A 22,643-nucleotide genomic window follows, 5' to 3' on the forward strand; every position below is an offset into this window, starting at 1 on the left:
GCGGACGTTGTCCGCCTTTTTCCGTTTCAGCGCGGCGTCAGCCCGTGCGGTGCAGGAACGTTGCCTGCAGCACGTCCGTCATCCACACCGCGCTGTCACCGGTCTGGCCGTGCTCGAGCACCTTCACGGCGCTGTCGAACAGCAGGCCCGCCACCGTGTCGGACGCCACGATCTCGATCCGCACGCGCGGTACGAACTCGGTCAGGTCCTCCTTGATGGAATGCGCGCCCGCCTGGGACGCGACCGGCGGGTACGCATCCACCTCGCCCACCGTCATGCCCGGAAACCCAGGACAGGCGCGCAGTGCCTCATGCACGCGCTCGAGCAACTGCGGGCGCACTACGATGTGGATTTGCTTCATGCCTTGGCCTCCTCATCAAACCATTTGTACAGCGTGGGCAGCATCACCAGCGTGAGCAGCGTGCAGGTCAGCAGGCCGCCGATCACCACGATGGCCAGCGGCCGCTGCACTTCCGAACCCGGTCCCGTCGCGAACAGGAACGGGATCAAACCCAGCATGGCGACGGTCGCCGTCATCATCACGGGGCGGAAGCGCATGCGCGCGCCGAGACGGACGGACTCCGCCACCGACATCCCCTGCTCGCGCAGGCTGCGGATCGTGCTGACCAGCACCACGCCGTTGAGCACCGCGATGCCCCACAGCGCGACAAAGCCCACGGACGCCGGCACCGACAGATACTCGCCGGTGACGAACAACCCGATGATCCCGCCCACCGACGCGAACGGCAGCACTAGGATGATCAGCGTGGCGTAGCGCACGGAGTTGAAGAGCAGGAACAGCAGGAAGAAGATGGCTGCCACCGTGATCGGCACGATCACCTGCAGGTGGCCCATGGCGCGCTCCATGTTCTGGAACTGGCCGCCCCACTCGAGGTAATAGCCCTCGGGCAGCTTCACCTTCTGCGCCACGGCCGATTGCAGCTCGGCCACGAAGCCGCCGAGGTCACGATCACGCACGTTCACGCCCACCACCACGCGGCGCTTGCCAAGCTCGCGGCTGATCTGCGCGGGGCCGTCAGTCACCTCGATGCGCGCGATGCTCTCCATCGGCACCTGGGCGCCGTTCGGTGCCGCCACGATCAGGTTGCGGATGGCCTCCACGCTGCCGCGATATGCGTCCGGCAGGCGCACCACCGCGCTGAAGCGGCGTTCGCCCTCGAAGATTTCCGTGGCTTCCTTGCCGCCGATGGCGGTCTCGATCACGTTGTGCACGTCGGCGGCGTTCAGGCCGTGGCGTGCGATGGCCTGGCGGTCGATCGCGATCTGCAGATACTGCTGACCGGTGATCCGCTCCACGCGCATGTCCTGCGCACCCTGGATGCCCTGCGCCACCTTGGCAATCGCCTCGGCCTTCTCGCGCAGCGTGTTGAGGTCGTCACCGAACACCTTGATGGCGACGTCCGAACGCACGCCCGTGACCATCTCGTCCACGCGATCGGAAATCGGCTGCGCCATGACGATCTGCACGCCGGGCAGCACCTGCAGCGCCTTGCGCATCGCCTCGGCAATGTCGTCCTGGTTCCAGCCCTTCGGCCATTCATCGCGCGGCTTGAGCGAGACGATCGGGGTCGATTCGTTCTGGCCCTGCGGGTCGGCCGGAGACTCGCCACGGCCCACGCCAGACACCGCCGATTTCACACCCGGCACCTGCATCACCAGGCGCATGGCTTCCATCTCCATGCGGATCGACTCCTCCAGCGAGATGTTCGGCGCGCGGTTGATGCCGGGCACCACCGAACCTTCCTTCATCTCGGGGATGAACGCCGTGCCGAGGAACGGCATCAGCGCGCCGGTGGCAAAGAACACCGCCACGGCCACGACCACCGTCTTCCGGCCATTGTTCAGGCTCAGCTCGAGCAGGCGCAGGTACGGCTTCTTCAGCTTGCGGATGAGCCACGTATCGTGGGCGTCATGCTCGGCGTGCTGGTCGTGTGCATGGTCGCCGTGTTCGCCCTCTACGTGCGGGTGCGCCTTCGGCTTGAGCAGATACGATGACAGCACCGGCGTGAGCGTGAGCGACAGCACCAGCGAGATGAACAGCGCAATCGCAATCGTGAAGGCCAGCGGCGCGAACATCTTGCCCTCCATGCCTTGCAGCGTCATCAGCGGCAGGAACACCAGGATGATGATGCCCACACCGAAGATCACAGGCGTCGCCACCTCAGTCACCGCGTGCAGGATGATGCGTGCACGGCTCTCGTTCGGATCGCGCGGCTTGGCCAGGTGGGCGAACGCGTTTTCCACCACCACCACCGAGCCGTCGACCATCAGGCCGATCGCAATCGCCAGCCCGCCCAGCGACATCAAATTGGCCGAGATGCCGAGCTTGTTCATCGCCATGAAGGTCAGCAGCGGCGTAAGCACCAAGGTCCCCACCACGATGAGCGATGAGCGGATATCGCCCAGGAACAGCAGCAGCACGATCACCACCAGCACCACACCTTCGGCCAGCACCTTGATGACGGTATTGAGGGCCGAATCGACGAGGTCCGAGCGCTCGTAGTACGGCACGATCTTCAGGCCGTCTGGCAGCATGCCGTTGTCGTTGATCGCCTTCACGCGCTCCTGGATGCGCGCGACGACCTCCTTGGCGTTGCCGCCGCGCATCATCATCACCACGCCGCCCACGGATTCGGTCACGCCGTTCTTGACCACCGCGCCGGCGCGCACCGCCGTGCCGATCTTCACCTCGGCCACATCGCGGATGGTGAGCGGCGTGCCGTTGACCTCCTTAAGCACGATGGCGCCGATGTCGTTGGTATCGCGCACGAGGCCGACGCCGCGGATCAGGTACTGCTCAGCAAAGTGCGGCAGCACGCCGCCGCCCGAGTTGGCATTGTTGGCGGCCAGCGCCTCGAACACCTGCTTGACCGTCACGTTGTGATGGCGCAGGCGCTCAGGGTTGACCAGCACCTGGTACTGCTTCTCGTAGCCGCCCTGCGAGTTGATTTCAGCCACGCCCGGGATGGAGCGCAGCAGCGGGCGCACCACCCAGTCCTGCGCGATGCGACGCTGCGTGAGCTCCTCCACGGAGAGCTCCTTGTCGCCATCGTCCGGCTTGTCGAGCGTGTACTGATACACCTCGCCCAGGCCCGTGGATACGGGGCCGAGCACCGGCGTCACACCCGCCGGCATGCGCGACTGCACCTCGATCAAGCGCTCCATCACAAGCTGGCGCGCGAAGTACACGTCGGTCTCGTCGGTAAAGACCAGGGTGATGAGCGACAGGCCGGGCTTGTTCAGCGAGCGCATCTCGGTCAGCGCAGGCAGGCCGGTCATCGCCATTTCCACCGGAACGGTCACGAAGCGCTCGACCTCCTCCGGCGAGCGGCCAGGCGCCTCGGTGGCGATCTGCACCTGCACGTTGGTCACGTCGGGAAACGCGTCGAGCGAGAGCTTGCGCGCGGCATCGAGTCCGAAGAACAGCAGCACGGCGGCCACCACGGCAACCACCAGCCGCTGCTTGAGCGCGCCGCGAATCAATGCGTCGATCATGCGCCCTCCATCTCGGCGCGCTTGCGCTCGTTGTTCAGGTGGAAGCCGCCTTCCACGACGATCTGCTGGCCGGCCTGCAGACCCGAGATCACGGGCCGCACGCCATTCGATTCATCGCCCAGCTTGACCGGCGTCAGGCGGTAGTCCGTTTCGCTGGCGCGCACGAAGACGTAGTCGCGGTTGTCCTCGCGCACCACGGCGGAGGTCGGCACCACGAGCCTGTCTTCGGGGCGCGACTGGATCAGCAGCGTCGCCAGCATCGACGGCTTGAGCGTGCGTTCGGCGTTGTCCACCTCCGTGCGCACCGTCACCGTGCGTGTCTGCGGGTCGACGATGTCGGACACCCAGATCAGCTTGCCGACAATGCGCTCGCCGGCGCCGGTGTCGATCTCCACCGCCTGGCCCGCACGCACGGCGGCGGCGGCGCTTTCGGGCACCTCGCCCACCACCCAGACGCGCGAGAGGTCCGCCACGGTGAAGAGTTCGTCGGCCGGCTGCACGACCTGTCCGCGCGTGACCTTGCGCTCGACCACCGTACCGCTGATGCTCGCCACCACCGGCGAGATGGACGACATGCCGCCCGCGCGCATCCTGGCGAGCGTGGCCGGCGATACGCCCATCACGCGCAGCTGGTCCACCGCCGCGCGCACTTCGGCATCGGCCATGGCCAGCTCGCTCTGGCGCTTCTGCAGCTCGGCCGAGCCGATCACGTCGGCGGCCAGCAGCAGCTTGGCGCGCTCCAGTGCGCGCGCCTGCAGGTCGCGCTGTGCGGCGGCCTTCTGATACGCGAGTTGCGCGGCGCCGAGTTCGGTGCTGTGCAGTTGCGCGAGGATGTCGCCCGCCTTGACGTTCTGGCCAGGCGTGGCAATGAGCTCGGTCACGCGGCCAGTGACGGTCGCGCCGATGCGCGCCACGCGCTGCTCGTCGAACGCGATCTGGCCCGGCACGCGCAGGCGCTCCGAAATCGGCTGCTTGCCAGCCGGCGCCACCTTCAGGCGCTGCACGAGCGTGGGCGGCGCAACGACGAGGTTCGGGTCGGTGGCGGCCTGTGCGGCCTTCGCATCGCTGGCGGTGTCCTTGCCGCAGGCGCTCAGCGCCAGCACGGCGGCCACGGCCATACCGGCCATGCGCAGCGAGAAGGAACGGGAAGAACGTGGTTGCATGGTCGGTCGTGTCATGTGGATTCGGAATGCGTTGCGGCGGCTCATTGGGCCTCCGGGCGCAGGCGGTCGAGTTCGACCGCGGCAGTACGCAGGTCGGCGCGGGCGGCGATCAGGTCGTTGCGGGCCTGGCGGAACACGCGCTGCGCATCCAGGTAGTCGAGAATCCCGCGCTCGCCGTGGCGGTACGCGGCTTCGGCCACGCGCAGGGCAGATTCGGCCTGCTTGACCACGCCAGACTCGAGCGCGCTCACCTGCGACTCGGCGATCTCGTATTGGCGATAGGCCGATTCCACGGCCTGACGCGTCTTGAGTTCGCGGTCGCGCAGCCGCGCACGCGCGCGCTCGAGCACGGCGACCGCTTCGCCGACAGGCCCCTCGCGACGGTCGAACAGCGGAATCGACATCACGAGGCCCACGCGGCTGTCCTGCAGGTCGGGCGCGCGGTCAACGGACCCGCGCAGCGCGAGCGACGGCCAGCGCTGGCTGCGCTCGTGGGCGAGCTGCGCTTCGGCCTCGCGCACGGCGGCGCGGTCGGCCTCGAGATCGGGATGCGTGGCAAGAACCATGCTGACCAGGTCGGCCAGCGGCGGGAGGTGCGCCACCGGCGGTGTCTCGGCATCGGCCGCCACATCGAAGGTCTGCGGCAGGTCGGCGCCCACGGCGCGGCGCAGCTCCGCCAGCGCCTGCTGCACGCGCAGGGCGGCCGCCTGCTCGGTGCGCTGCGCGTTGAGCAGTTCGGCGTCGCCGCGGATGAGCTCATAGCGCGGTGCCTCGCCTGTCTCGACGCGCACGGCCACGCGGCGGCGGATCTGCTCGACCAGCGCCACGTCCTCACGCGCGTTGCGCTGCTCGGCCTCGCGGCGCACGACGTCGTAGAAGCGCAGCTTGAGCTCGGCCTCCACGTCGCGGGCATACGACTGGGCGGTGGCCTGGGAGCCCTCGTAGGCCGCGTCGGCCGCGCGCGTGCGGGCGGCGCGCTGCCACGGCAGATCGAGCTTCTGCGTGATCGACACGCTGTTCGTGCGGCCTTCTGCCGCACCAGGCATGCGCGCGCGCTGGCGGCCCGTCATGGCTTCGATCTCGGGATTGGGCCATGCGCGCGCGGTCGTCATGCCGGCCTGTGCGGCCTGCACCTGCGCCCGCGAGGCCGCGAGCGCCGGGTGGTGGGTGTGCGCAAGCTCGAGCAGTTGCGCCAGCGTGTAGCGCGGCTGCGGAAGCGCTTCGTCACGCGGGGTGCTGGAATCGGCCGTCGCGGCCTTGGCGGGCGCCGGTACGGCCGCAGCCGAGGGAGCGGAAAACGCCGGGGCCGACAAGGCGGCCAGCACGGCGGCAAGAAGCAAATGTTGCGATGCCCGCGCGCCCGCGCGCGATTGCGCGGGGCGAGGTCGGGCCGCGTCCTGATTGGACAACATCCGAAATCATCCTGAAAAAGAGGAACAGGCGAGCGCGAACGCCCAGCCGGTCAGACGAACGGCTGGCGCTGCACTACGAACTCAAGAGGGATGGCTCCGGCCAATGCCGGAGATCAGGCGTGCGCGGGCGGGCGCAGCATGGGCGCCGGCGCGGGGCCGGGCTGGAAAGGCGGGAGTGCGGCACGGACGCGCGCGACACGCAGGCCGGGCGTCAGCGCCATGGGCGGCGGCGGCAGCCAGAGTTCCGGCGCATCGCTCGGATGGTCGGGCGTGGCCGCATTCGTGTCAGGTAGGGCGGGCGCGTCATGCGCCTGCGCAACCCAGTGTTCGGTACTGAAGCACTGGCTGGGCTGCTTGACCACCTTGCCAAGCGCCGCCTGGATTGCGCGCTCGAAACCCTTGCTGGGCTGCGCGACGGCCGGTGTATCGGCAAGGGCATCGTCCACCACGGCCTCGATGGCCTCCAGCGCCTCGTCAGCGGCTTGGCCGTCGGGGAAGTGCGTGGCCGAGAAGACCGAGACGGTGAACAGCAGGCACCAGACAGTGAGCAGCCACCGTACGCCGCGCGTGCGCGAGAGCGTGCCACGCGCATTGGCGCGGCACAGCGTCGGCAAGGCGGATCGGAGTGCGGTCACAGACATGGGGCCCGATACTAGCAGGAAAATTGCTGCATCTGCACATGGCGGCGACCGGCCGCCATGTGCAGATGTCATTCGGAATCGACCTGCATTTTGCGGATCCGTTCCATCTCGGCCCAATGCGCCTTCACCCAGTCGTCCAGCTCCACCAGGGTGCGGTTCAGCGATTCGCCCAGGGGGCTGAGGCGGTATTCCACGTGCGGCGCAACCGCGTCGTAGACGGTGCGCAGGACGAGGCCGTTGGCTTCCAGCGCGCGCAGCGTCTGCGTCAGCATCTTCTGCGAGATGCCCCCGCCCACGCGGCGCAGCAGCGCGTTGTTGCGTACGGGACCGTTTTCGAGTGCGGGGAGGATGCGCAGCGCCCACTTGCCCGCGATCAATTCGAGCGCCTGTACCGATGGACAGGGCTCGACAGCCGCCGGGCCGGCTTCGGCAATGCCCACGTTCTGCGTCATGGTTACCTCCGGGTGCGTACTTGTTGGCAAGCGACCGTACGCCTAATCTGGCGCCACTGCAACGCGCCGGGCCGCGGCTGGCGCCGGCATCGACGGAGGTTCAATGTGATGCAAACCGCTTGGCTCTGGCTGTTGGCCGCGGGCGCCGTGGAGATCGCCATGGCCATTTCGCTCAAGTTCGCGCACGGGTGGACGCGCCCCATCCCGAGCGTGCTCGGCATCGTGACGGCGCTGGGTAGCGTCTTCCTGCTCACGCATGCCATGCGCGGCCTGCCCGCCGGCACGGCCTATGCCGTCTGGACGGGCATCGGCTCGGTGGGTGTGACCGTGCTTGGCATCGTCTTCTTTGGCGAAAGCATGCAGCCCGCGCGGCTGGCCTGCATTGCGCTGGTGATCGCAGGCACGGTCGGCCTGAATTTCTTCAACGGCGCATAGCGCTGCGCTGGGCAGCTTGACGCGAGTTTTATGTGTATCTACACTGATTACACTTTGCATTGAATCCATGTCCACCAGCAGCCGCTTCGCCGTCGCCGTGCATATCCTGACCCTGCTCGCCAGCGCGGACGGGCCGGTGCCGTCGTCGCTGATCGCGGGCAGCGTGGGGACCAACCCGGCGCTGATCCGGCGGCTGGTGGCGCAACTGGCCGATGCCGGTCTGGTTGTCTCGCAGATGGGCGCAGCGGGCGGCGCCACGCTGGCGCGGCCGGCCGACCGCATCACGCTGCTGGACGTCTTTCACGTGGTGGAGTCTCCGGTGCTCATTGCGCTGCCGCCCAACGCGCCCAATCCTGCGTGCGCCGTGGGCCGCGAGATCACCGGCGTGCTGGAACGCATGACCGAACGCGCGCAGGCCGCGCTGGAAGCCGAACTTGCCGCGCAGACCATCGCCGGCATCCTCGACGAGGTAAGCCACGCGCAACGCCGCCGCCGGGCCTGACCGCCGGCGTGTTTTTTTTGTCCTGATATGCAACCAATTTGATTACATATCACCTCTCAACCGCTTGAGCCATTCCATAAGGAGTTGACTATGAAAATTGCAATCATCGGCGCCACCGGGCGCGTAGGCACCCGCCTGATCGACGAGGCCCTGCGCCGCGGCCACCAGGTCACCGCCATTGCGCGCACGGCATCGAAGCTGCCGGCCCGCCCAGGCCTGACCGCCAAGGACGTCGACGTGGCAGACGCGGCCGGGCTTGCTGCGGCACTGGCCGGCAACGACGTGGCGTTCAGCACCGTGCGCTTTCTGCAGGCAAGCGCGGACCAGATCGTTGGTGGCGTCAAGAAGGCCGGCGTACCGCGCCTGCTGGTGGTGGGCGGCGCGGGCAGCCTCGAGGTGGCACCCGGCAAGGCGCTCGTCGATACGCCTGAGTTCCCGAAGGCGTACTTTGCCGAAGCCTCGGCCGGGCGCGACTTCCTCAACGCGCTGCGCAACGAAACCGAGCTGAACTGGACGTTCGTGTCGCCGTCGGCCCTGTTTGAGCCGGGCGAGCGCACGGGGCACTTCCGCATCGGCAAGGACACGCTGCTGGTCGACGCGAACGGCAAGAGTTGGGTGTCGATGGAGGACTTCGCGATCGCGTTCCTCGACGAAGCCGAGAAGCCCGCGCACGCGCGTCAGCGGTTCACTGTCGGCTACTGATCAGCGGCACGTGGACGGCACGGCCAGCGCCCTCTCGAACGGATCGCGCCGCAGGCTTGGGTCCTGCGCCTGCAGGCAGTAGGCGCTGCCGCCGACGTCCACACGGGCTTGCCAGCGGCCAGCGGCACCGCGCGATTCCTGCACGGGCCCGCTCGCGTACGGCGCGGATGCCGCATGCGGCCCGAACGCGTGACCAGCCCCTTGGGCGGCGCTGCGTGCGACATTGTTTTCCGCCGAAGACCGTGCGGGCCGGGCGGGCGCCGCAGCCATGCCGAGATCGAGCTGGCGCGCCTGAATGGTGGCTGCAGTCATGCGTTCTTCAGTCGCGGCTGGGCCGGCCGCTTCGGGTTGTGGAAGCGATGCGCGCCGTGATGCGGCAGTCGATGGGGCCGGCGGACTTTGCGGGCGCGGCGCGGGACGGGATACGGGAGCCGTTGCGCGCGGCGCCTGATCGTGAAGCAGGCGCCCGAGCAGCAGGGGCCGTTCTTCCCGCACGGCTGGCATCGGGCGCGCACGCCACTCGGCCAGCAGAACCAGATGGCCCAGCAGCACAAGCGCCAGAACCATCCACCGGGAGGCTCGCCAATCAGTGGCGCGGCGTATCGGCCATGCCAGGGGGAACATCGTCGGGCTCGATCGGTTCGGGCACGGCGTCCAGCGCCGGCAGGCGGATGACCACCGCGCAGCCCTTGCCGCCAATGCCGTCTTCAATGGCAACCGAACCGTTCCCGAGCTCGACGATGCGGCGCACGATGGCCAGCCCAAGGCCGCTGCCCTGCGACTGGCTACCGCGCGGACGATAGAAGCGCTCGAACACGCGCTCACGCTCGTCGGGGGGAATGCCGGGGCCGGAATCTTCGATGCGCAGTTCGATCATCGGTACGGCGTTGCCGCCCTTGCCCGCGCCGAGACGTGTCACGGCGACGCGCACTTCGCCGCCGTTGGGCGTTTCACGCACGGCGTTGTCGAGCACGTTCTCGACGAGCGTGGCGGCATCTTCGTGCGACACCGAGACCCACGCCTGGTTGGCCCCCTCGTACGACAGCGTGATGTTGCGCCGCTCCGCCCGCGAAGCCTGCTGGATCACGCCGCTGCGCGCGCAACCGGCCAGATCGGACAACGCGCCCTGCGCCAGTTGCGCCTCGACACGGCGCGCATCGAGCCGGGCGATGGCCAGCAGCTTGGACAGCGACTGCGTTGCGCGCGAGATGCCGCGGTCGAACTCGCGCAATGCGGTGGAGCGATCCTCTTCGCTGTCGGAGTGCGACACCACGTACGCCTGCGCCTGAATGGCGGCCAGCGGCGTGCGCAATTCGTGCGCGGCATCGGCGAAGAAGCGGCGGTCGGCTTCAATGCCGCGGCGCACGCGCGCGAACAGCGCGTTGAGTGCGTCGACCAGCGGTTTCAGCTCCGCATGCTCGACGCTCTGCACGGGTTCGAGGTCGGCCGAGTCGCGCGCTTCCACCTGCCGCGTCAGCGTGCGCAGCGGCTTGAGGCCCTGGTGAGCGGCCCAGCCCACCATCACCATCAGCGCAACGGCAAGGATGGCCAGCGCAATCGCCACCTCCTGGAACAGGTCGCGAATGGCGCGCTCGTAGGCCGAAAGCGGCTGCGCCACGGTGGCGGAGATCCGGCCGTCTACGCTGTCGACCGTATAGCTGCGCCACGGCTTGCCTTCGAGGTTGATCTCGACAACCGCATCGTGCGCCCTGCCGCACGGCATGGTCGGTGCGCCCGGGAATGCGGTGATGACATTGCCGCTGCGATCGCACAGCACGTAGCGGAACTCGCCGGGCAGGATGTTGGGCAGCGACAAGCCCAGCTTGATATCGGTGAGCCGTCGCAGGAATTCTTCGCGGCGCGGCACATCGTCCATGTTGAGCGCAGTGAGGTCGGCATACGCCTGCGCCGACATGCGCAGATCGCTCACCACCTGGCGGCTGTTGGTGCGCGAGATTTCGAGGTGGGCGATGATAAGCTGCACCAGCAGCATCAGCACCAGTGCTAGCAGGATCAGGACATACAGCCGGAACGACAGCGAGCGGACCCGCAGGATGGCCGGGACCGCAAACTTCACCGGTCGCCCCCGATCATGTAGCCGACACCGCGGATGGTCTGGATGGTTTCATTGCCGAGCTTGCGGCGCAGGTGGTGGATGACGACTTCGAGCGCGTTGGCGCTCACGCTGTCGCCCTCGCGGTAGAGCGCGTCCATCAGCGTTTCGCGCGGCACCCAGCGATGGGCCCGGCGCACCAGTTCGAGCAGAAGCTGGTACTCCCGCGGCGTCAGTTCGATGACCTGGCCGTCCTGCGTCACGCGCTTCTGGGAGGGCTCCACCACGAGGTTGCCGACGCTCCACTGGTTCGTGCTCTGCCCCGCATGGCGGCGCAGCACCGCGCGCAGGCGGGCGATGAGCTCATCCACGGGAAACGGCTTGACGAGAAAGTCGTCGGCGCCGGCGTCCAGGCCCTTGAGGCGCTCGTCCAGCGCATCGCGCGCGCTGGCGATGATGACCGGCACATCGCAATGCGCGGCACGCAGTTCCTCCAGGAAGACATGCCCCTCGCCGTCGGGCAGGCCCAGGTCGAGCACGATGGCCTCGAACGTGTTGGTGGTCATCCATTTCTGCGCATCGACCAGGCGGCGCACCCAGGTCGCGTTGTAGCCGGCCTGGCGCAGCGCGCGGGCCAGCGCCGTACCCAGTGGCAAATCGTCTTCGATGAGGAGGATGGCGTTCATGCGCGGAAATCCGGAATTCGGCGGTCAAGACGTAAACGAATAGCCGGCACCTGGGTGCAGGTGCCGGCAAACGCTGAAATCTACCGCAACGGACTGAGCTTTGCCTTAAATGTGCCCGGGCAATATGCACGTCGGCGCACAATTGCGCGCCTCGTTTGCGATGAACGGCGGGATCTCACGCCCGCTGGCGACGGCTGCGCATGCCGTCCAGCACCGCGTGCCATGCGGTGCGCAGCAAGGCCGTCAATACCAGCCAGGCGACCGAGCCTTGCAGGATCAGCATCCCGCGCAGGACGTGCCCCTTCGGCACGAGCACGTCGCTCAACAGCAGTCCCGCGCCGAGCGTCAGCGCCATGGCGAACATCCAGACGTACGTCCCGCCCAGGCCCTTGCGCTCCGCGAGCTTTGACCAGAATGGGTCGACGGCCGCGAGGCCGGCCAGGAACCATGCCCACCCCAGCGTTGCAGCCACCGCGGGCAGATCCTGCGCCAGCAACAGCTGCAGCGGCACGGCGGCAATGCCAACCGCCAGCAGGACGAGTCGCGCCCGGGTGGTCTGCCAGTCCTGCCCAAAACCACGCAGCAGCACCTCGCGCAGCCCCAGGAACAACGTATCGGACAACGCCAGCACCAGCAGGCCGTTGCCGAAGAATGGCTCGAAGGCGCTCACCAGGCTGAAGCCGTAGAACATGCCCGCCGGCACCAGCAGCGCCAGCACGCGGGCGCGTTCCTGGACAAGCAGCACCAGCACGTGCACGAAGGCGACACCCACAATGGCCGCAGTCACGACACCGGTGTACCAGTCGGACGGATGCAGCACGCACAGCGCCAGCGTCGGCGGCGCAATGCGAATGCCGTACCAGACTGCCGGATGCAGCGCCCGCAGCTGGCCGCGCGCGCGTCGCCGCTCCAGCGCGGGCGCGATCCACACGGGATAGGCCACGCGCAGCGTCACGGGTAGCACCAGAATGCAAACGGTCACCAGCCACACGAAGAATGTGCCAAGTTGCTGGTACCAATCCGGCGCATCCCAGCGGTGGCCGCCCGCCCAGAACATCAGCGCACCGAATGCACTGAGCGCCGCCAGCGCCGCCAGCCCCGAAAACGACGGCCATGGGCGGCGCGCCGCCTCGTCCCAGGCCTGCATCGAGGCGTGGTCGAGCCGATATTCGAGCGCCTGCGGCCACTTCGTCCTCAGTTGCTCGAGGAACTTGCGCACGTCCGACAGGAAGTACGGCATGAACAGGCGCAGCGTCGGAATCCTGGCGGGCCCGGGCTGCAACATGCGCCGCACGGTGGCGGAGTGCTTGGCGCGGTGCTGCACGCCCTGGTATTGCACGTCGCCGGCCGCACGGTCAATGGCGATTTGCCACAGCCGGCGCTCATGCGGGTCCAGCGGCATGGGGGCGCCGGTCCATTCGAACACGTTGTCGCACGCCATGCGGACGGTGCCGAGCGTTGCCCGATCGGCGCAGGCACGCAGCGCGGCGTGCTGGAACGCTTCGCGGGCCTCGAAATGGATCAGGTCCGGATGCTGGAGGCGCGCGCGCAGCAACGTTTCGATCGCTTCCACGCGCGCATCGGACACGTCGTCCGGGTCCTGTTGCGGCACCTCGGCCAGGAACGCCTGCCAGTGCTGCACGCCGACAACGCCCGGCGCCGGGCCAAGCTCGCGCTGCGGTGCCGGCCGAAACGTCAGCGGCGCGGGGCGTCCTGGCGCATCGTCGGGCAGTTGGGCCGCGGCTTCAGGATCAGCGTGCCGGGTCTCCAGGTGCACGACAACCGGCGGCGGCGCGCCATCGTCGCATTGCGCGAAGGCCGTGTCATAGGCCTCGCGCAACGCCTGGAAGCCGGCAGCATCGTCGTCGGGGCGCACCACCTTCAGGCGGGCCGCGTAGGCGCGCTTGATCTGGCGGGCATCGTGTGTGGGTTCAATGCCCAGCACCGCCCACGGTCCAAACAGTTCGGTCGACATGGGCGCCTTCAGTCGAACATTGCGCCGGACTCGACCTGGTCGAGCAGGCGCTTGATGCTGGTCCGCACCTCGCGAATGCGATCCGGATCCTGCGTATCGAGCGCACCCTGGAACACGCCGATGGCATGCCCGACCGCACCACGCTGGGCGCCGAGCAGCTGTTCGAACACGCGTTCCGCGCGGGACATCACGGCACGGTTCTCGGTCTGGTCGCGCGGGTGGATCTTGATGGCCGCCAGTGCTGCCAGGCGTGCCTGCACTTCGTCGGGTGTCATCACACCGGGGTTTTCTTCGATGACCAGCACGTGCTTTTCGCCCGTGTCGGCCACCGTACCCTCGCATTCGAGAATGCCGTTGACGTCGTACGTGAAGCGCACGTCGATGTGCACCGTTCCCGCCGGCTTGGGCGGCACCGGGATGCGCAGCTCGCCCAGGAAGATGTTGTCGACCACGCGCGCAGACTCGCCCTGGAAGATGCGCAGGTGGATCTCGGCCTGGTTGTCCGACACGGTGTGCAGACGCTCGACGCGGCTGACGGGCACCACGGTGTTGCGCTCGATGATCGGCAGGAAATGGCCCTCGGTCATGCGCTGCATCGACACGCGCTGCACGACGTCCACGCCCATCGAATACGGCGCCACATCGGTCATCACGACTTCATCGAGGGCCGCATCGCGCATCTTCAGGCCGGCCTGTACGGCTGCGCCAAGCGCCACCACCTCGTCAGGATTCAGGTCGACCACCGGAAAGCGGCCGAACATGCGGCTCACGAGCCGGCGCACCATCGGCATGCGCGTGGCGCCGCCGGCCAGCACGATGCGATCGAGCTCGGCCGGGCGGATGCGCGCGTCACGCAGGGCGCGCTCGATGGGCGAGCGCAAACGTTCGAGCAGCGGCTCGGCCAGCGAGACAAAGGCATCGGCGCTGACTTCCCAGCTGTAGGTTTCGCCCTCGTATTCGATGCGCAGCGTGGTGGAGACGGCGTCCGTCAGCGTGCGCTTGGTGCGCTCGGCGGCTGCACGCAGGCGCTCGGCCAGTGCCGGGGGCAAGCTGCCGATATCGGTGCCCACGCGCTCGCCCAGCGCGGTCTTCTGCAGGAAGGACTGCATGAGCAGCGTGGCGAAATCCTCGCCGCCGAGGAAGTTGTCGCCGGCCGAGGCACGCACCTCCATCACACCTTCAAACAATTCCAGGATCGACACGTCGAAGGTACCGCCGCCCAGGTCGAATACAAGGAATTTGCTCTCGTCCTGACTCTGCAGGCCGTAGGCCAGGGCCGCCGCCGTCGGCTCGTTGAGCAGGCGCTCGACCTTCAGCCCCGCCAGCTCTCCTGCCACGCGCGTGGCCTTGCGCTGCGCGTTGCTGAAGTACGCCGGCACGGTAATGACCGCTTCCGTCACGGGCTCGCCGAGCAGGGCCTCGGCATCTGCCTTGAGTGCGCGCAGCACGAACGACGACAACTCTTCGGGCCGGAAGGTTTGCCGGCCCAGCGTGATCTTGCGGTCGGTGCCCATGTACCGCTTGAAGAGCGCCGCCGTCAGCTGCGGATGGGTCTGCAGGCGTTCGCGCGCGGCTTCGCCCACGACAAGAGAGCCGTCGTCCAGAAAGCCCACGCACGACGGCGTCAGCGCGTGCCCGAGCGCGTTGGGGACAATGCTGGCGCCGCCGTCGCGCCATACGGCGACGAGGCTGTTGGTGGTTCCAAGGTCGATGCCGACAATCACGATGGTCAGGAAGAAGGAAGGATGGACATGGGCCGCTGGCATGCAGGAATGCCTGGGCAGCGGCAAGCCGAAGCTGCCGCGCAGCTTACCCAAAGCCGGCCTCGAGCGGCATGCCACGAAGTGGGGGGCGTCGTGCACGCACCACGCGCCGCCGACGGCGCCTGGCTATCATGGGGCCGTTCCGATTGCCTCTTCCTCTGCCGCGCGCATGCTCCGCCTGCCAACCACCGCCACCGCGCCGTTCTGCCCATCCGAAGTCCGCGGCACCGTTGCCATCCCGCCCGGCCTGCCGTTGTGGAGGAAGCTGCTGCGCTTTGCGGGGCCGGGGCTGCTGGTCTGCGTCGGCTACATGGACCCGGGCAACTGGGCCACCGATATCGAAGCGGGGTCCCGCTACGGTTATGCGCTGCTGTTCGTGGTCGTGCTTTCCAGCCTGGCGGCGATGGTGCTGCAGTGCCTGTCGGCGCGGCTGGGCATCGTCACCGGGATGGACCTCGCGCGTGCCTCGCGCAACCGCTACCGCCCCGGTGCGCTGCGGGTGCAATGGCTGCTGGCCGAACTGTCGATCATCGCGTGCGACCTCGCCGAGGTGCTCGGTTGTGCGCTGGCCTTCCACCTGCTGCTGGGCGTGCCGATCCTGGTGGGCGTTGCACTGACCGCGCTCGATACGCTGATCGTACTGGGCCTGAAGGGCAAGAACTTCCGCCAGCTCGAAGCCATCGTGCTAGGGCTGATCCTGACCATCGGGCTGTGCTACTTCGTCGAACTGGTCCTCATCAAGCCGTACTGGCCCTCCGTCGCGGCGGGCCTGATGCCGTCGTGGCAGGCCGTGAGCCAACGCGAGCCGCTGTACCTCGCCATCGGGATCCTTGGCGCGACGGTGATGCCGCACAACCTGTATCTGCATTCGTCGGTCGTGCAGACGCGCATGACGGCCGCCACGGACGCGGCCAAGCGCGAAGCGATCGAGCTCTCGCGGCTGGACACCATCGTCTCGTTGAGCCTCGCGCTGCTGGTGAATGGCGCCATCCTCGTGCTGGCCGCTGCGGCCTTCCATGCCAACGGCTACCGCGACGTGGCCGATATCCAGGACGCCTACCGCCTGCTGGAGCCCATGGTGGGAACGGCGCTGGCGGGCCTGCTGTTCGGCTTCGCGCTGCTGGCGGCCGGGCAAAGCTCCACCTTCACCGGGACGATCGCCGGACAGATCCTGATGGAAGGCTTCCTCGATCTGCGCATCCCGTGCTGGCAGCGACGCCTCATCACCCGTGCGCTGGCGTTGATTCCCGCATTCATCGGCGTGGCCATGCTGGGCGCGCACGCCATCGCCAAGCTGCTCGTCATCAGCCAGGTGGTGCTGGGCCTGCAGCTGCCGTTCGCCATGTTTCCGTTGATCCGGATGACGGACGACCGCACGCTGATGGGCGCATTCGTCAACACGCGCGTCACGTCCCTGCTGGCGTGGGCGCTGTTCGGGATCATCAGCGTGGCGAACGTGTGGCTGGTCTGGCAGGTGCTGGCCGGCTGAAACGGCGCACCAGGGGCCAAACCCGGGCCGCTGCCCCGTGCCGCTGGCACGTTCTGTGCGGCGCAGCATCCGTGTTATTGCACGGAGATGCCTATGGAGTGGCTTAACGCCCACACTTTTCTGCGCGTGCCGATCCGCGACTGGCTGGCGGCGGCACTGACGGCCATCGCCGCCTATGCGGTGCTGTCCAACTTCATCCGGTTCATCGGCAACCGGCTCGAGGCCCGGGCCCGGCGCACCGGCCACCGGTTCGACATTCTCAGCGCGGCGGTACTGCACGACACGCATCCGCTGTTCATCGCGCTGGCGGCCTTGCTGGCGGGTTCGTATTTCATCGACCTGCCGACGCGTATTGCCAACAAGGCGGACCACGTCTGGTTCGTCATCATCGGGTTCCAGATTGCGCTATGGCTGAACCGCGGCGTCACGCTCTGGACGCGCGAGAAGCTCTCCGCGCAGGGGCGCACGACCCATAACCCCGTGATCACGTCGATGATGGCGTGGGTGCTGCGCTTCGCGCTGTGGTCGATGCTCGTGCTGGGCATCCTCGCCAATGTGGGCGTGAACATCACGGCCTTTGTCGCCAGCCTGGGCGTGGGCGGCGTGGCGGTGGCGCTGGCGGTGCAGAGCATCCTGAGCGACCTGTTCGCGTCGCTTGCCATCGGGCTCGACAAGCCGTTCGAGATCGGCGACTTCATCGTGTTCGAATCGATCGCCGGGACGGTGCAGCACGTGGGGCTCAAGACCACGCGCATCCGCAGCCTGTCCGGCGAGGAGATCGTGACCTCGAACACGGCGCTGCTCAAGAGCACGATTCACAATTACAAACGCATGTCGGAACGGCGTGTGGTCTTTACGTTCGGCGTGACATACGACGCACGGGCCTCGCAGCTGCAGAAGATTCCGGAGATCGTGCGCCGTGCCGTTGAAACCGCGGGCAACACGCGCTTCGACCGCGCGCACTTCAAGGAATTTGGCGAGAACGCACTGAACTTCGAGGTGGTGTACTTCGTGACCGACCCCGATTTCAACCTGTACATGGATATCCAGCAGCGCATCAACCTGACGATCCTCGAGGGGCTCGAAAACCTCGGCACGGCCTTCGCCCTGCCCACCCGCACGATCCAGCTCGTGCGCCGCGACGGTGAACCGGTCAGCCCGGAAGACCTCGTGACCGGCAGGCCCGGCGCACCGCAGACGCAGCGCGTCAACGCGCGCGCTAGCGGGTGAGCGCGGCGGACTGCGCCCGGAATGCCGCGTCGAGGTCGCGCCACAGCGGCCGCGAGCGCGGCACCATGTCCTGCCGGAAATACCACCAGAAATAGCCGCCCACGTAGCGAGGGTGGTCGACTGCCAACCCGTAGTAATGCGCGATGAGCGCCGGCTTGCCCGCGGCGCGGCGGGTGCCCACCTCGCCAAAGCCGAGCGCGGCATGCGGAAACAGCTCGCCCAGGCGCTGGAACACCGCGCTCCACGGCGGCGTGGCGATCCTGCAATCGTCTTCATAGAAGCTGATGAAGACATAGTCCACGCCCTCGCGAAGCCGCGCTGGCAGGTTGCGCTCGACCCAGCCGAACATCGCGTGTGACGGTTGCTCCGCGCAGCCTTCGTTGTAGTACAGCGTCAGCGCGGTCCGACCGCCGCCTTGGCGGATGACGTCGTAAGCCGCCAGCGTCTTGTCGACCACGTCCCGCGGGTGGCCGGCCCACTCGCCGTTGACCTCGTTGCCGATTTCCCAGACGTCGACCTGGCTGCCAAGCGTACGCAGGTATGCGCTGGCGCGCTCGCGCAATTCGGGTGGCGTGTATTGCTTGAGCGTGGACGAATCCGCGAGCTCTCCCATCACGTAGGCCACACGCCGGATGGCAGCGACCGGAGCGGCATAGTGCGAGGCGCGCATGCCCTCGTCAAAGACGACGCGGGCGGTGGGCCGATGCGGCAGATGCGCAAGCGCATCGACCACCGCCGGCACGTCGTCCACCGCATCGATCGTCACGCCATACAGCGGCGCGGGGCCGACGGGCATTGCGTCCGCCGGCCCCGCGGCCTGTGCAGATGCGGCCGATACCAGCATCGCCATTGCCAGTATCGCCCGCACCGTCGGCATGGTCACTGCACCACGCTGGCGTCGGCCCAGGTAAAGCCCAGCGCCGTGATGCCGGTGATGATGGTCTGGAAGTCGGCAAAGCCGGGCGTGCCGACTTCGGGTTCCAGCCAGAACGGGTGAAAGAAGAACGACGCAAAGCCGTCGCGCACCGCCAGCGCGTAGTTGGCGTTGGTCAGGATGTCCTGCGCCGTGTACGACAGGCAGGACGATGGGTCGATATTGCAGATGTTGTATTCCACATTGCCCAGGTTCTCCGGAATGATGCGCTGGTTGTAGTAGTCCTTCTGGATGATGTAGGGGAAGAACTGGCCCACCGAGAAGTCATGCCCGGGCGTGGTCGCGTTCAGCGTTTGCGGATTGTCCGAGGTGTAGTACACCACGCGCTGATAGGTGTTCTTGAAGTACTTGGGCACCGCCTGGATCGACAGCGGCGACGATTGGTAGTGCGGCGCCTCCCAGGCAAACGGGTTGTAGCCGTTGAGCTGGAACTCCAGCAGGCCGGCAGACAGCCGATTGGCGGCCCACTGCGTCGAATCCTCATTCACCGGCCGGTTCTGCGTGGCAAGCCAGAACTCGAAGTCGTTGGCGCTCACGGCGTTAATGAGGTTCGGAATGTTGCTGTACTGGTGCGTATAGCCATGCATCAGGATCTTTCCGCCGCGTGCCTTGGCGTAGTTCAGCGCCTGTTTCAGCCCCGTTGCGTTGACCAGATGGATGGTCTGCGCCACGCCGCCGTTGTATACGCCGTTCGGGTCGGTATACAGCGGGATGGTCGCGATCGAGAACGGAATGCTCTTGCTCTGCATGTAGTCGGTCAGCGTCTTCATGGCGGCCACGGACGTCGTGGCATTCACGTCTTCCAGGCGCACAAGGGCGCGGTGCGACGTGGGCGCATTCGTGCCGAGGATGTCATGCAGCAAGTCGCAGATCACGAGGTAGCGATCGCGCGGGCCGATGAACGAGAACGGCATGTCGGCGAAGTACCAGAAGTTGCCCGAGCGCATGACGTACGGCGCGGTCTCATTCGTGGCCGTGTTGGTGATCGTCACCAGGCTGGAGGCCTTGGTGGCGTCGGCCACGGAAGTCACGCCGATGTCCGGGTCGGCCGTGACGGCGCCCGTCGTCGAGTTGAACGCGTAGTACTTCTGCATCGACAGGCTCTTGTAACTCACGTTATCGAAGAAGCCCGGGTTCGGAGCGCTGGCCGAAGGCGTGGCGTTCATGCCGCGCAGGTTCACGAAGTTGATGCCGTAGCGCGCGGTGAACGGATACGCCGGGTTCCAGGCCAGTTCCCACAAGTTGTATTTGAACCAGACGACGGTCTTCTGCGTGGTGGTCACGTCGGAGAGGAATGCCGCCGGTATGGGGTTGTTGTAGTAGCTCCCCATATAGAACGTGGCGGTGTACTGCTCGGTCATGCCTGCCGTGTAGTTCTGCACCGGCAGCATCGTGATGGTGGTGTTGAAGTGCGCGAGCAGGTTGTACAGCATGATCGCGTACGCCTTGCCAAGGTTGGTGTACGGATCATTGGCGGGCGCGTCGTACAGCACCAGCATCTTCGCCGGTGTGGTCTGTGCAGAGGCCGAACCTCCGACCGTCACGCAGACGGGGCCGAGCCCGATGGTGCAGCTGGCGCCCTGCGCTGGCCCCGTCAATGAAATGCCGAGCATGCCGCCGGCCAGCACCACTGCACAGAGAAACTTCCGAAAGACTGTCTTCATGATGCGCTCCGACTCATGGGCGATACACCGAGCCATCCGCTTGGCGGTAGAGCCCGAGGTTGAAGTTAGGGCCACGGTCGTGGCCGCGTTCGGTACCTGTCGTCTCGTTTTCCGGCATGCCGGGGCGGACTTCTGTCATGACCGCCGGGCGAGGCGGTGGAACAACCTGTCCGTTCTCGTCCATGACGCCGTAGCCATAGGCGCGCGGGCCGCCGGTCGCGGCCCTGTGTGTCGTCGCGGCCATCACGGCGGGCTGGGCGGGCTGCGCGGCCGTGGCCGTTCCTTTTGAAGGCGTGGGTGCGGGGGCTTTCCTGTCGTTGCTGTCGCCTCCGCCAACCGGGTCGTTCTGGGCAGCCTCAGGCGCGACAGCCAGCACACCGGCTTTCTCTGCGCCGGGTGGCGCGACGATCAGCCAGCCGGCCACCAATGCCGAGGCGAGCAACGCACCGCCCCCGATCTGTTTCGCATTCATCAAACCCTCCTAACCGTTCAGGCGGTGTTGCGTGGATGATCCTTGCGCGATCGCGCGCGCCACGTCCAGATCGATGATCTCGGCCTCGGCAACTGGCTTGCGAACGAGCTGGGGGCCGCGGGCAGCCTGTTGCGGCTGCCCGGCAAACGCGGCCTTCAGCGCATCGACGATGCGCAAGCAGGCCTGCCCGTCGCCGTAGGGGTTATGGGCCTGCGCCATGCGCTGGTATTCGGCGCTGTCATGCAGCAGGCGCTCGGTTTCATCGACGATGCGCTGCGTATCGGTACCCACAAGCCGCGCGGTGCCAGACGCAACGGCCTCGGGGCGCTCCGTCGTGTCGCGCGTGACGAGCACCGGCTTGCCGAGTGCCGGCGCTTCCTCCTGGATGCCGCCCGAATCAGTGATGATCAGGTGGGCGCGGTCCATCAGGTAGACGAAGGGCAGGTAGTCCTGCGGCGCGATCAGATAAACGTTGCCGTGGCCCGAAAGAATGGCGTTGACGGGCTCCTGGACGTTCGGGTTCAGATGCACCGGATACACGATCTGCACATCCGGATGCCTGGCAGCAAGCAGGCGCAGCGCCACGCAGAAATGCTCGAACGGCTCGCCGAAGTTCTCGCGCCGGTGGCCCGTCACCAGGATCATCCGCCGGCCCGCATCCAGGAACGGATAGCGCGCCAGCATCTCGGTCGAGAGCCCGGCGTCGGTGTCCAGCCGCCGCTTGACCGCCAGCAGCGCGTCGATGACGGTGTTGCCGGTGAGCGTCACCTGCGCAGGGTCGATGCCCTCGTCGAGCAGGTTCTGACGCGACTCGGCCGTCGGCGCGAAATGCCACGTGGTGACGGCGTCGGTCACGCGGCGGTTCAGCTCTTCCGGCCACGGCGACCAGATGTTTCCTGTGCGCAACCCTGCCTCGACATGACCGACGGGAATGCGCCGGTAGAACGCTGCAAGGCTCGCAGCGAGCGTGGTCGTGGTATCGCCATGGACCAGCACGGCGTCGGGGGCGTACGCATCCAGCACGCGGTCGATGCCGCCCAGCACGTTGGACGTGATGTCGGACAACGTCTGCCCAGGCCGCATCAGGTTCAGGTCGAACTCGGGCACGATGCCGAACAATTCCAGCACCTGATCGAGCATCTGCCGATGCTGCGCGCTCACGCACACCGCCGAGTCGAAGCCTGCCTCGGCGCGCAATGCCTGCACCAGCGGCGCCATCTTGATCGCCTCGGGCCGTGTGCCGAACACGGTCAGGATTCTTTCCTTCATGACTGCCCCCCAATGATCTGCTCCATGCGCGACAACGCGCGACGACGACCGCGTCGCTTCCGATCTGGCGCAGACTCTGCCAATGGAGCGAAGGTCGTGCCATCCATGCTGTTTTGTCCCCACCGTGGCGGTACGGCGCCATCCTGCAGGCGCCATTGCCCGTCCCTCTTCGTGATCCACTTGCGGCAACTGTCAGAAACGTTTCATTCGCGACACCTCTGTGGGGTCTGCTTGATGCGTGGCCCGCGGCCGTTCCTTGATGGAACGCACGTACGCAACGTCCAC

At 67.2% G+C, this 22,643-nt stretch carries 20 protein-coding genes; 5 read left to right on the forward strand and 15 right to left on the reverse strand.

Features of this window, described 5'->3' with window-relative positions:
• Positions 1-37 precede the first annotated feature (37 nt).
• The 6 genes from A6M56_RS06605 to A6M56_RS06630 all read right to left on the reverse strand — a co-directional run bounded on the left by A6M56_RS06605 (position 38) and on the right by A6M56_RS06630 (position 7,184).
• Positions 38-361: a P-II family nitrogen regulator gene (locus A6M56_RS06605; protein ID WP_045218538.1), complete on the reverse strand. Its 324-nt coding sequence runs from the start codon at positions 359-361 to the stop codon at positions 38-40.
• Positions 358-3,516, reverse strand: a complete 3,159-nt coding sequence (locus A6M56_RS06610; RefSeq protein WP_102079281.1) for an efflux RND transporter permease subunit — start codon at positions 3,514-3,516, stop codon at positions 358-360. Before A6M56_RS06610 ends, A6M56_RS06605 begins: the two co-directional genes overlap by 4 nt.
• Positions 3,513-4,679: an efflux RND transporter periplasmic adaptor subunit gene (locus tag A6M56_RS06615; protein WP_219622873.1), complete on the reverse strand. Its 1,167-nt coding sequence runs from the start codon at positions 4,677-4,679 to the stop codon at positions 3,513-3,515. The genes A6M56_RS06610 and A6M56_RS06615 overlap by 4 nt, the downstream gene beginning before the upstream one ends.
• Positions 4,680-4,720: 41 nt before the next feature.
• The gene (locus A6M56_RS06620) at positions 4,721-6,091 is read right to left on the reverse strand and encodes a TolC family protein (RefSeq protein WP_045218542.1); all 1,371 of its coding nucleotides are present in this window, start codon (positions 6,089-6,091) and stop codon (positions 4,721-4,723) included.
• A 113-nt stretch (positions 6,092-6,204) separates the two neighbouring features.
• Complete coding sequence (locus A6M56_RS06625; RefSeq protein WP_045218545.1) at positions 6,205-6,732, reverse strand: membrane protein; 528 nt, start codon at positions 6,730-6,732, stop codon at positions 6,205-6,207.
• A 68-nt stretch (positions 6,733-6,800) separates the two neighbouring features.
• The gene (locus A6M56_RS06630; protein WP_102079279.1) at positions 6,801-7,184 is read right to left on the reverse strand and encodes a winged helix-turn-helix transcriptional regulator; all 384 of its coding nucleotides are present in this window, start codon (positions 7,182-7,184) and stop codon (positions 6,801-6,803) included.
• Between the two features lie 108 nt (positions 7,185-7,292).
• On the opposite strand from A6M56_RS06630, the gene A6M56_RS06635 reads away from it, so the two are divergent.
• The 3 genes from A6M56_RS06635 to A6M56_RS06645 all read left to right on the forward strand — a co-directional run bounded on the left by A6M56_RS06635 (position 7,293) and on the right by A6M56_RS06645 (position 8,823).
• On the forward strand, positions 7,293-7,619 hold the full coding sequence (locus A6M56_RS06635) for a DMT family transporter (RefSeq protein ID WP_045218549.1): 327 nt from the start codon (positions 7,293-7,295) through the stop codon (positions 7,617-7,619).
• A gap of 67 nt (positions 7,620-7,686) precedes the next feature.
• Positions 7,687-8,121 carry an Rrf2 family transcriptional regulator gene (locus tag A6M56_RS06640; protein ID WP_045218551.1) on the forward strand — a complete coding sequence of 145 codons (435 nt, stop codon included), beginning with the start codon at positions 7,687-7,689 and terminating at the stop codon, positions 8,119-8,121.
• A gap of 90 nt (positions 8,122-8,211) precedes the next feature.
• On the forward strand, positions 8,212-8,823 hold the full coding sequence (locus A6M56_RS06645) for an NAD(P)-dependent oxidoreductase (RefSeq protein WP_286757927.1): 612 nt from the start codon (positions 8,212-8,214) through the stop codon (positions 8,821-8,823).
• Here A6M56_RS06645 and A6M56_RS06650 read toward each other — a convergent pair whose 3' ends face one another.
• From A6M56_RS06650 to A6M56_RS06670, 5 genes are all read right to left on the reverse strand, one after another.
• Positions 8,824-9,135 (reverse strand): hypothetical protein, encoded by a 312-nt coding sequence (locus A6M56_RS06650; protein ID WP_145997144.1) that lies wholly within the window; start codon positions 9,133-9,135, stop codon positions 8,824-8,826. It abuts the gene before it with no gap.
• A gap of 274 nt (positions 9,136-9,409) precedes the next feature.
• Positions 9,410-10,900 carry an ATP-binding protein gene (locus tag A6M56_RS06655; protein ID WP_045218556.1) on the reverse strand — a complete coding sequence of 497 codons (1,491 nt, stop codon included), beginning with the start codon at positions 10,898-10,900 and terminating at the stop codon, positions 9,410-9,412.
• Complete coding sequence (locus A6M56_RS06660; protein WP_045218557.1) at positions 10,897-11,562, reverse strand: response regulator; 666 nt, start codon at positions 11,560-11,562, stop codon at positions 10,897-10,899. The genes A6M56_RS06655 and A6M56_RS06660 overlap by 4 nt, the downstream gene beginning before the upstream one ends.
• A 175-nt stretch (positions 11,563-11,737) precedes the next feature.
• Positions 11,738-13,537: a J domain-containing protein gene (locus A6M56_RS06665; protein ID WP_102079276.1), complete on the reverse strand. Its 1,800-nt coding sequence runs from the start codon at positions 13,535-13,537 to the stop codon at positions 11,738-11,740.
• An 8-nt stretch (positions 13,538-13,545) separates the two neighbouring features.
• Positions 13,546-15,303 carry a molecular chaperone HscC gene (locus tag A6M56_RS06670; RefSeq protein ID WP_102079275.1) on the reverse strand — a complete coding sequence of 586 codons (1,758 nt, stop codon included), beginning with the start codon at positions 15,301-15,303 and terminating at the stop codon, positions 13,546-13,548.
• Positions 15,304-15,469: 166 nt separating this feature from the next.
• Between A6M56_RS06670 and A6M56_RS06675 the strand changes: the two genes are divergently transcribed.
• Entirely contained in the window at positions 15,470-16,789 is a 1,320-nt protein-coding gene (locus A6M56_RS06675) for an Nramp family divalent metal transporter (protein WP_102079464.1), read from the forward strand.
• 93 nt (positions 16,790-16,882) lie between these two features.
• Positions 16,883-18,019 (forward strand): mechanosensitive ion channel family protein, encoded by a 1,137-nt coding sequence (locus tag A6M56_RS06680; protein ID WP_102079274.1) that lies wholly within the window; start codon positions 16,883-16,885, stop codon positions 18,017-18,019.
• Here the strand turns inward: A6M56_RS06680 and A6M56_RS06685 are convergent.
• The 4 genes from A6M56_RS06685 to wecB are packed head-to-tail and all read right to left on the reverse strand — an operon-like array spanning position 18,009 to position 22,358.
• Positions 18,009-18,896, reverse strand: coding sequence for a hypothetical protein (locus A6M56_RS06685; protein WP_102079273.1), 888 nt, complete (start codon positions 18,894-18,896; stop codon positions 18,009-18,011). The two genes, A6M56_RS06680 and A6M56_RS06685, sit on opposite strands and share 11 nt — an antisense overlap.
• Before the next feature lie 2 nt (positions 18,897-18,898).
• Entirely contained in the window at positions 18,899-20,617 is a 1,719-nt protein-coding gene (locus A6M56_RS06690; protein ID WP_045218564.1) for a DUF2334 domain-containing protein, read from the reverse strand.
• A 13-nt stretch (positions 20,618-20,630) separates the two neighbouring features.
• Positions 20,631-21,089, reverse strand: coding sequence for a hypothetical protein (locus tag A6M56_RS06695; RefSeq protein WP_045218565.1), 459 nt, complete (start codon positions 21,087-21,089; stop codon positions 20,631-20,633).
• 9 nt (positions 21,090-21,098) lie between these two features.
• Positions 21,099-22,358 carry a non-hydrolyzing UDP-N-acetylglucosamine 2-epimerase gene (gene wecB, locus A6M56_RS06700; RefSeq protein ID WP_045218567.1) on the reverse strand — a complete coding sequence of 420 codons (1,260 nt, stop codon included), beginning with the start codon at positions 22,356-22,358 and terminating at the stop codon, positions 21,099-21,101.
• Positions 22,359-22,643 lie beyond the last annotated feature (285 nt).

This window comes from Ralstonia sp. RL (assembly GCF_001683835.1).
Taxonomy (GTDB): Bacteria; Pseudomonadota; Gammaproteobacteria; order Burkholderiales; family Burkholderiaceae; genus Ralstonia; species Ralstonia mannitolilytica.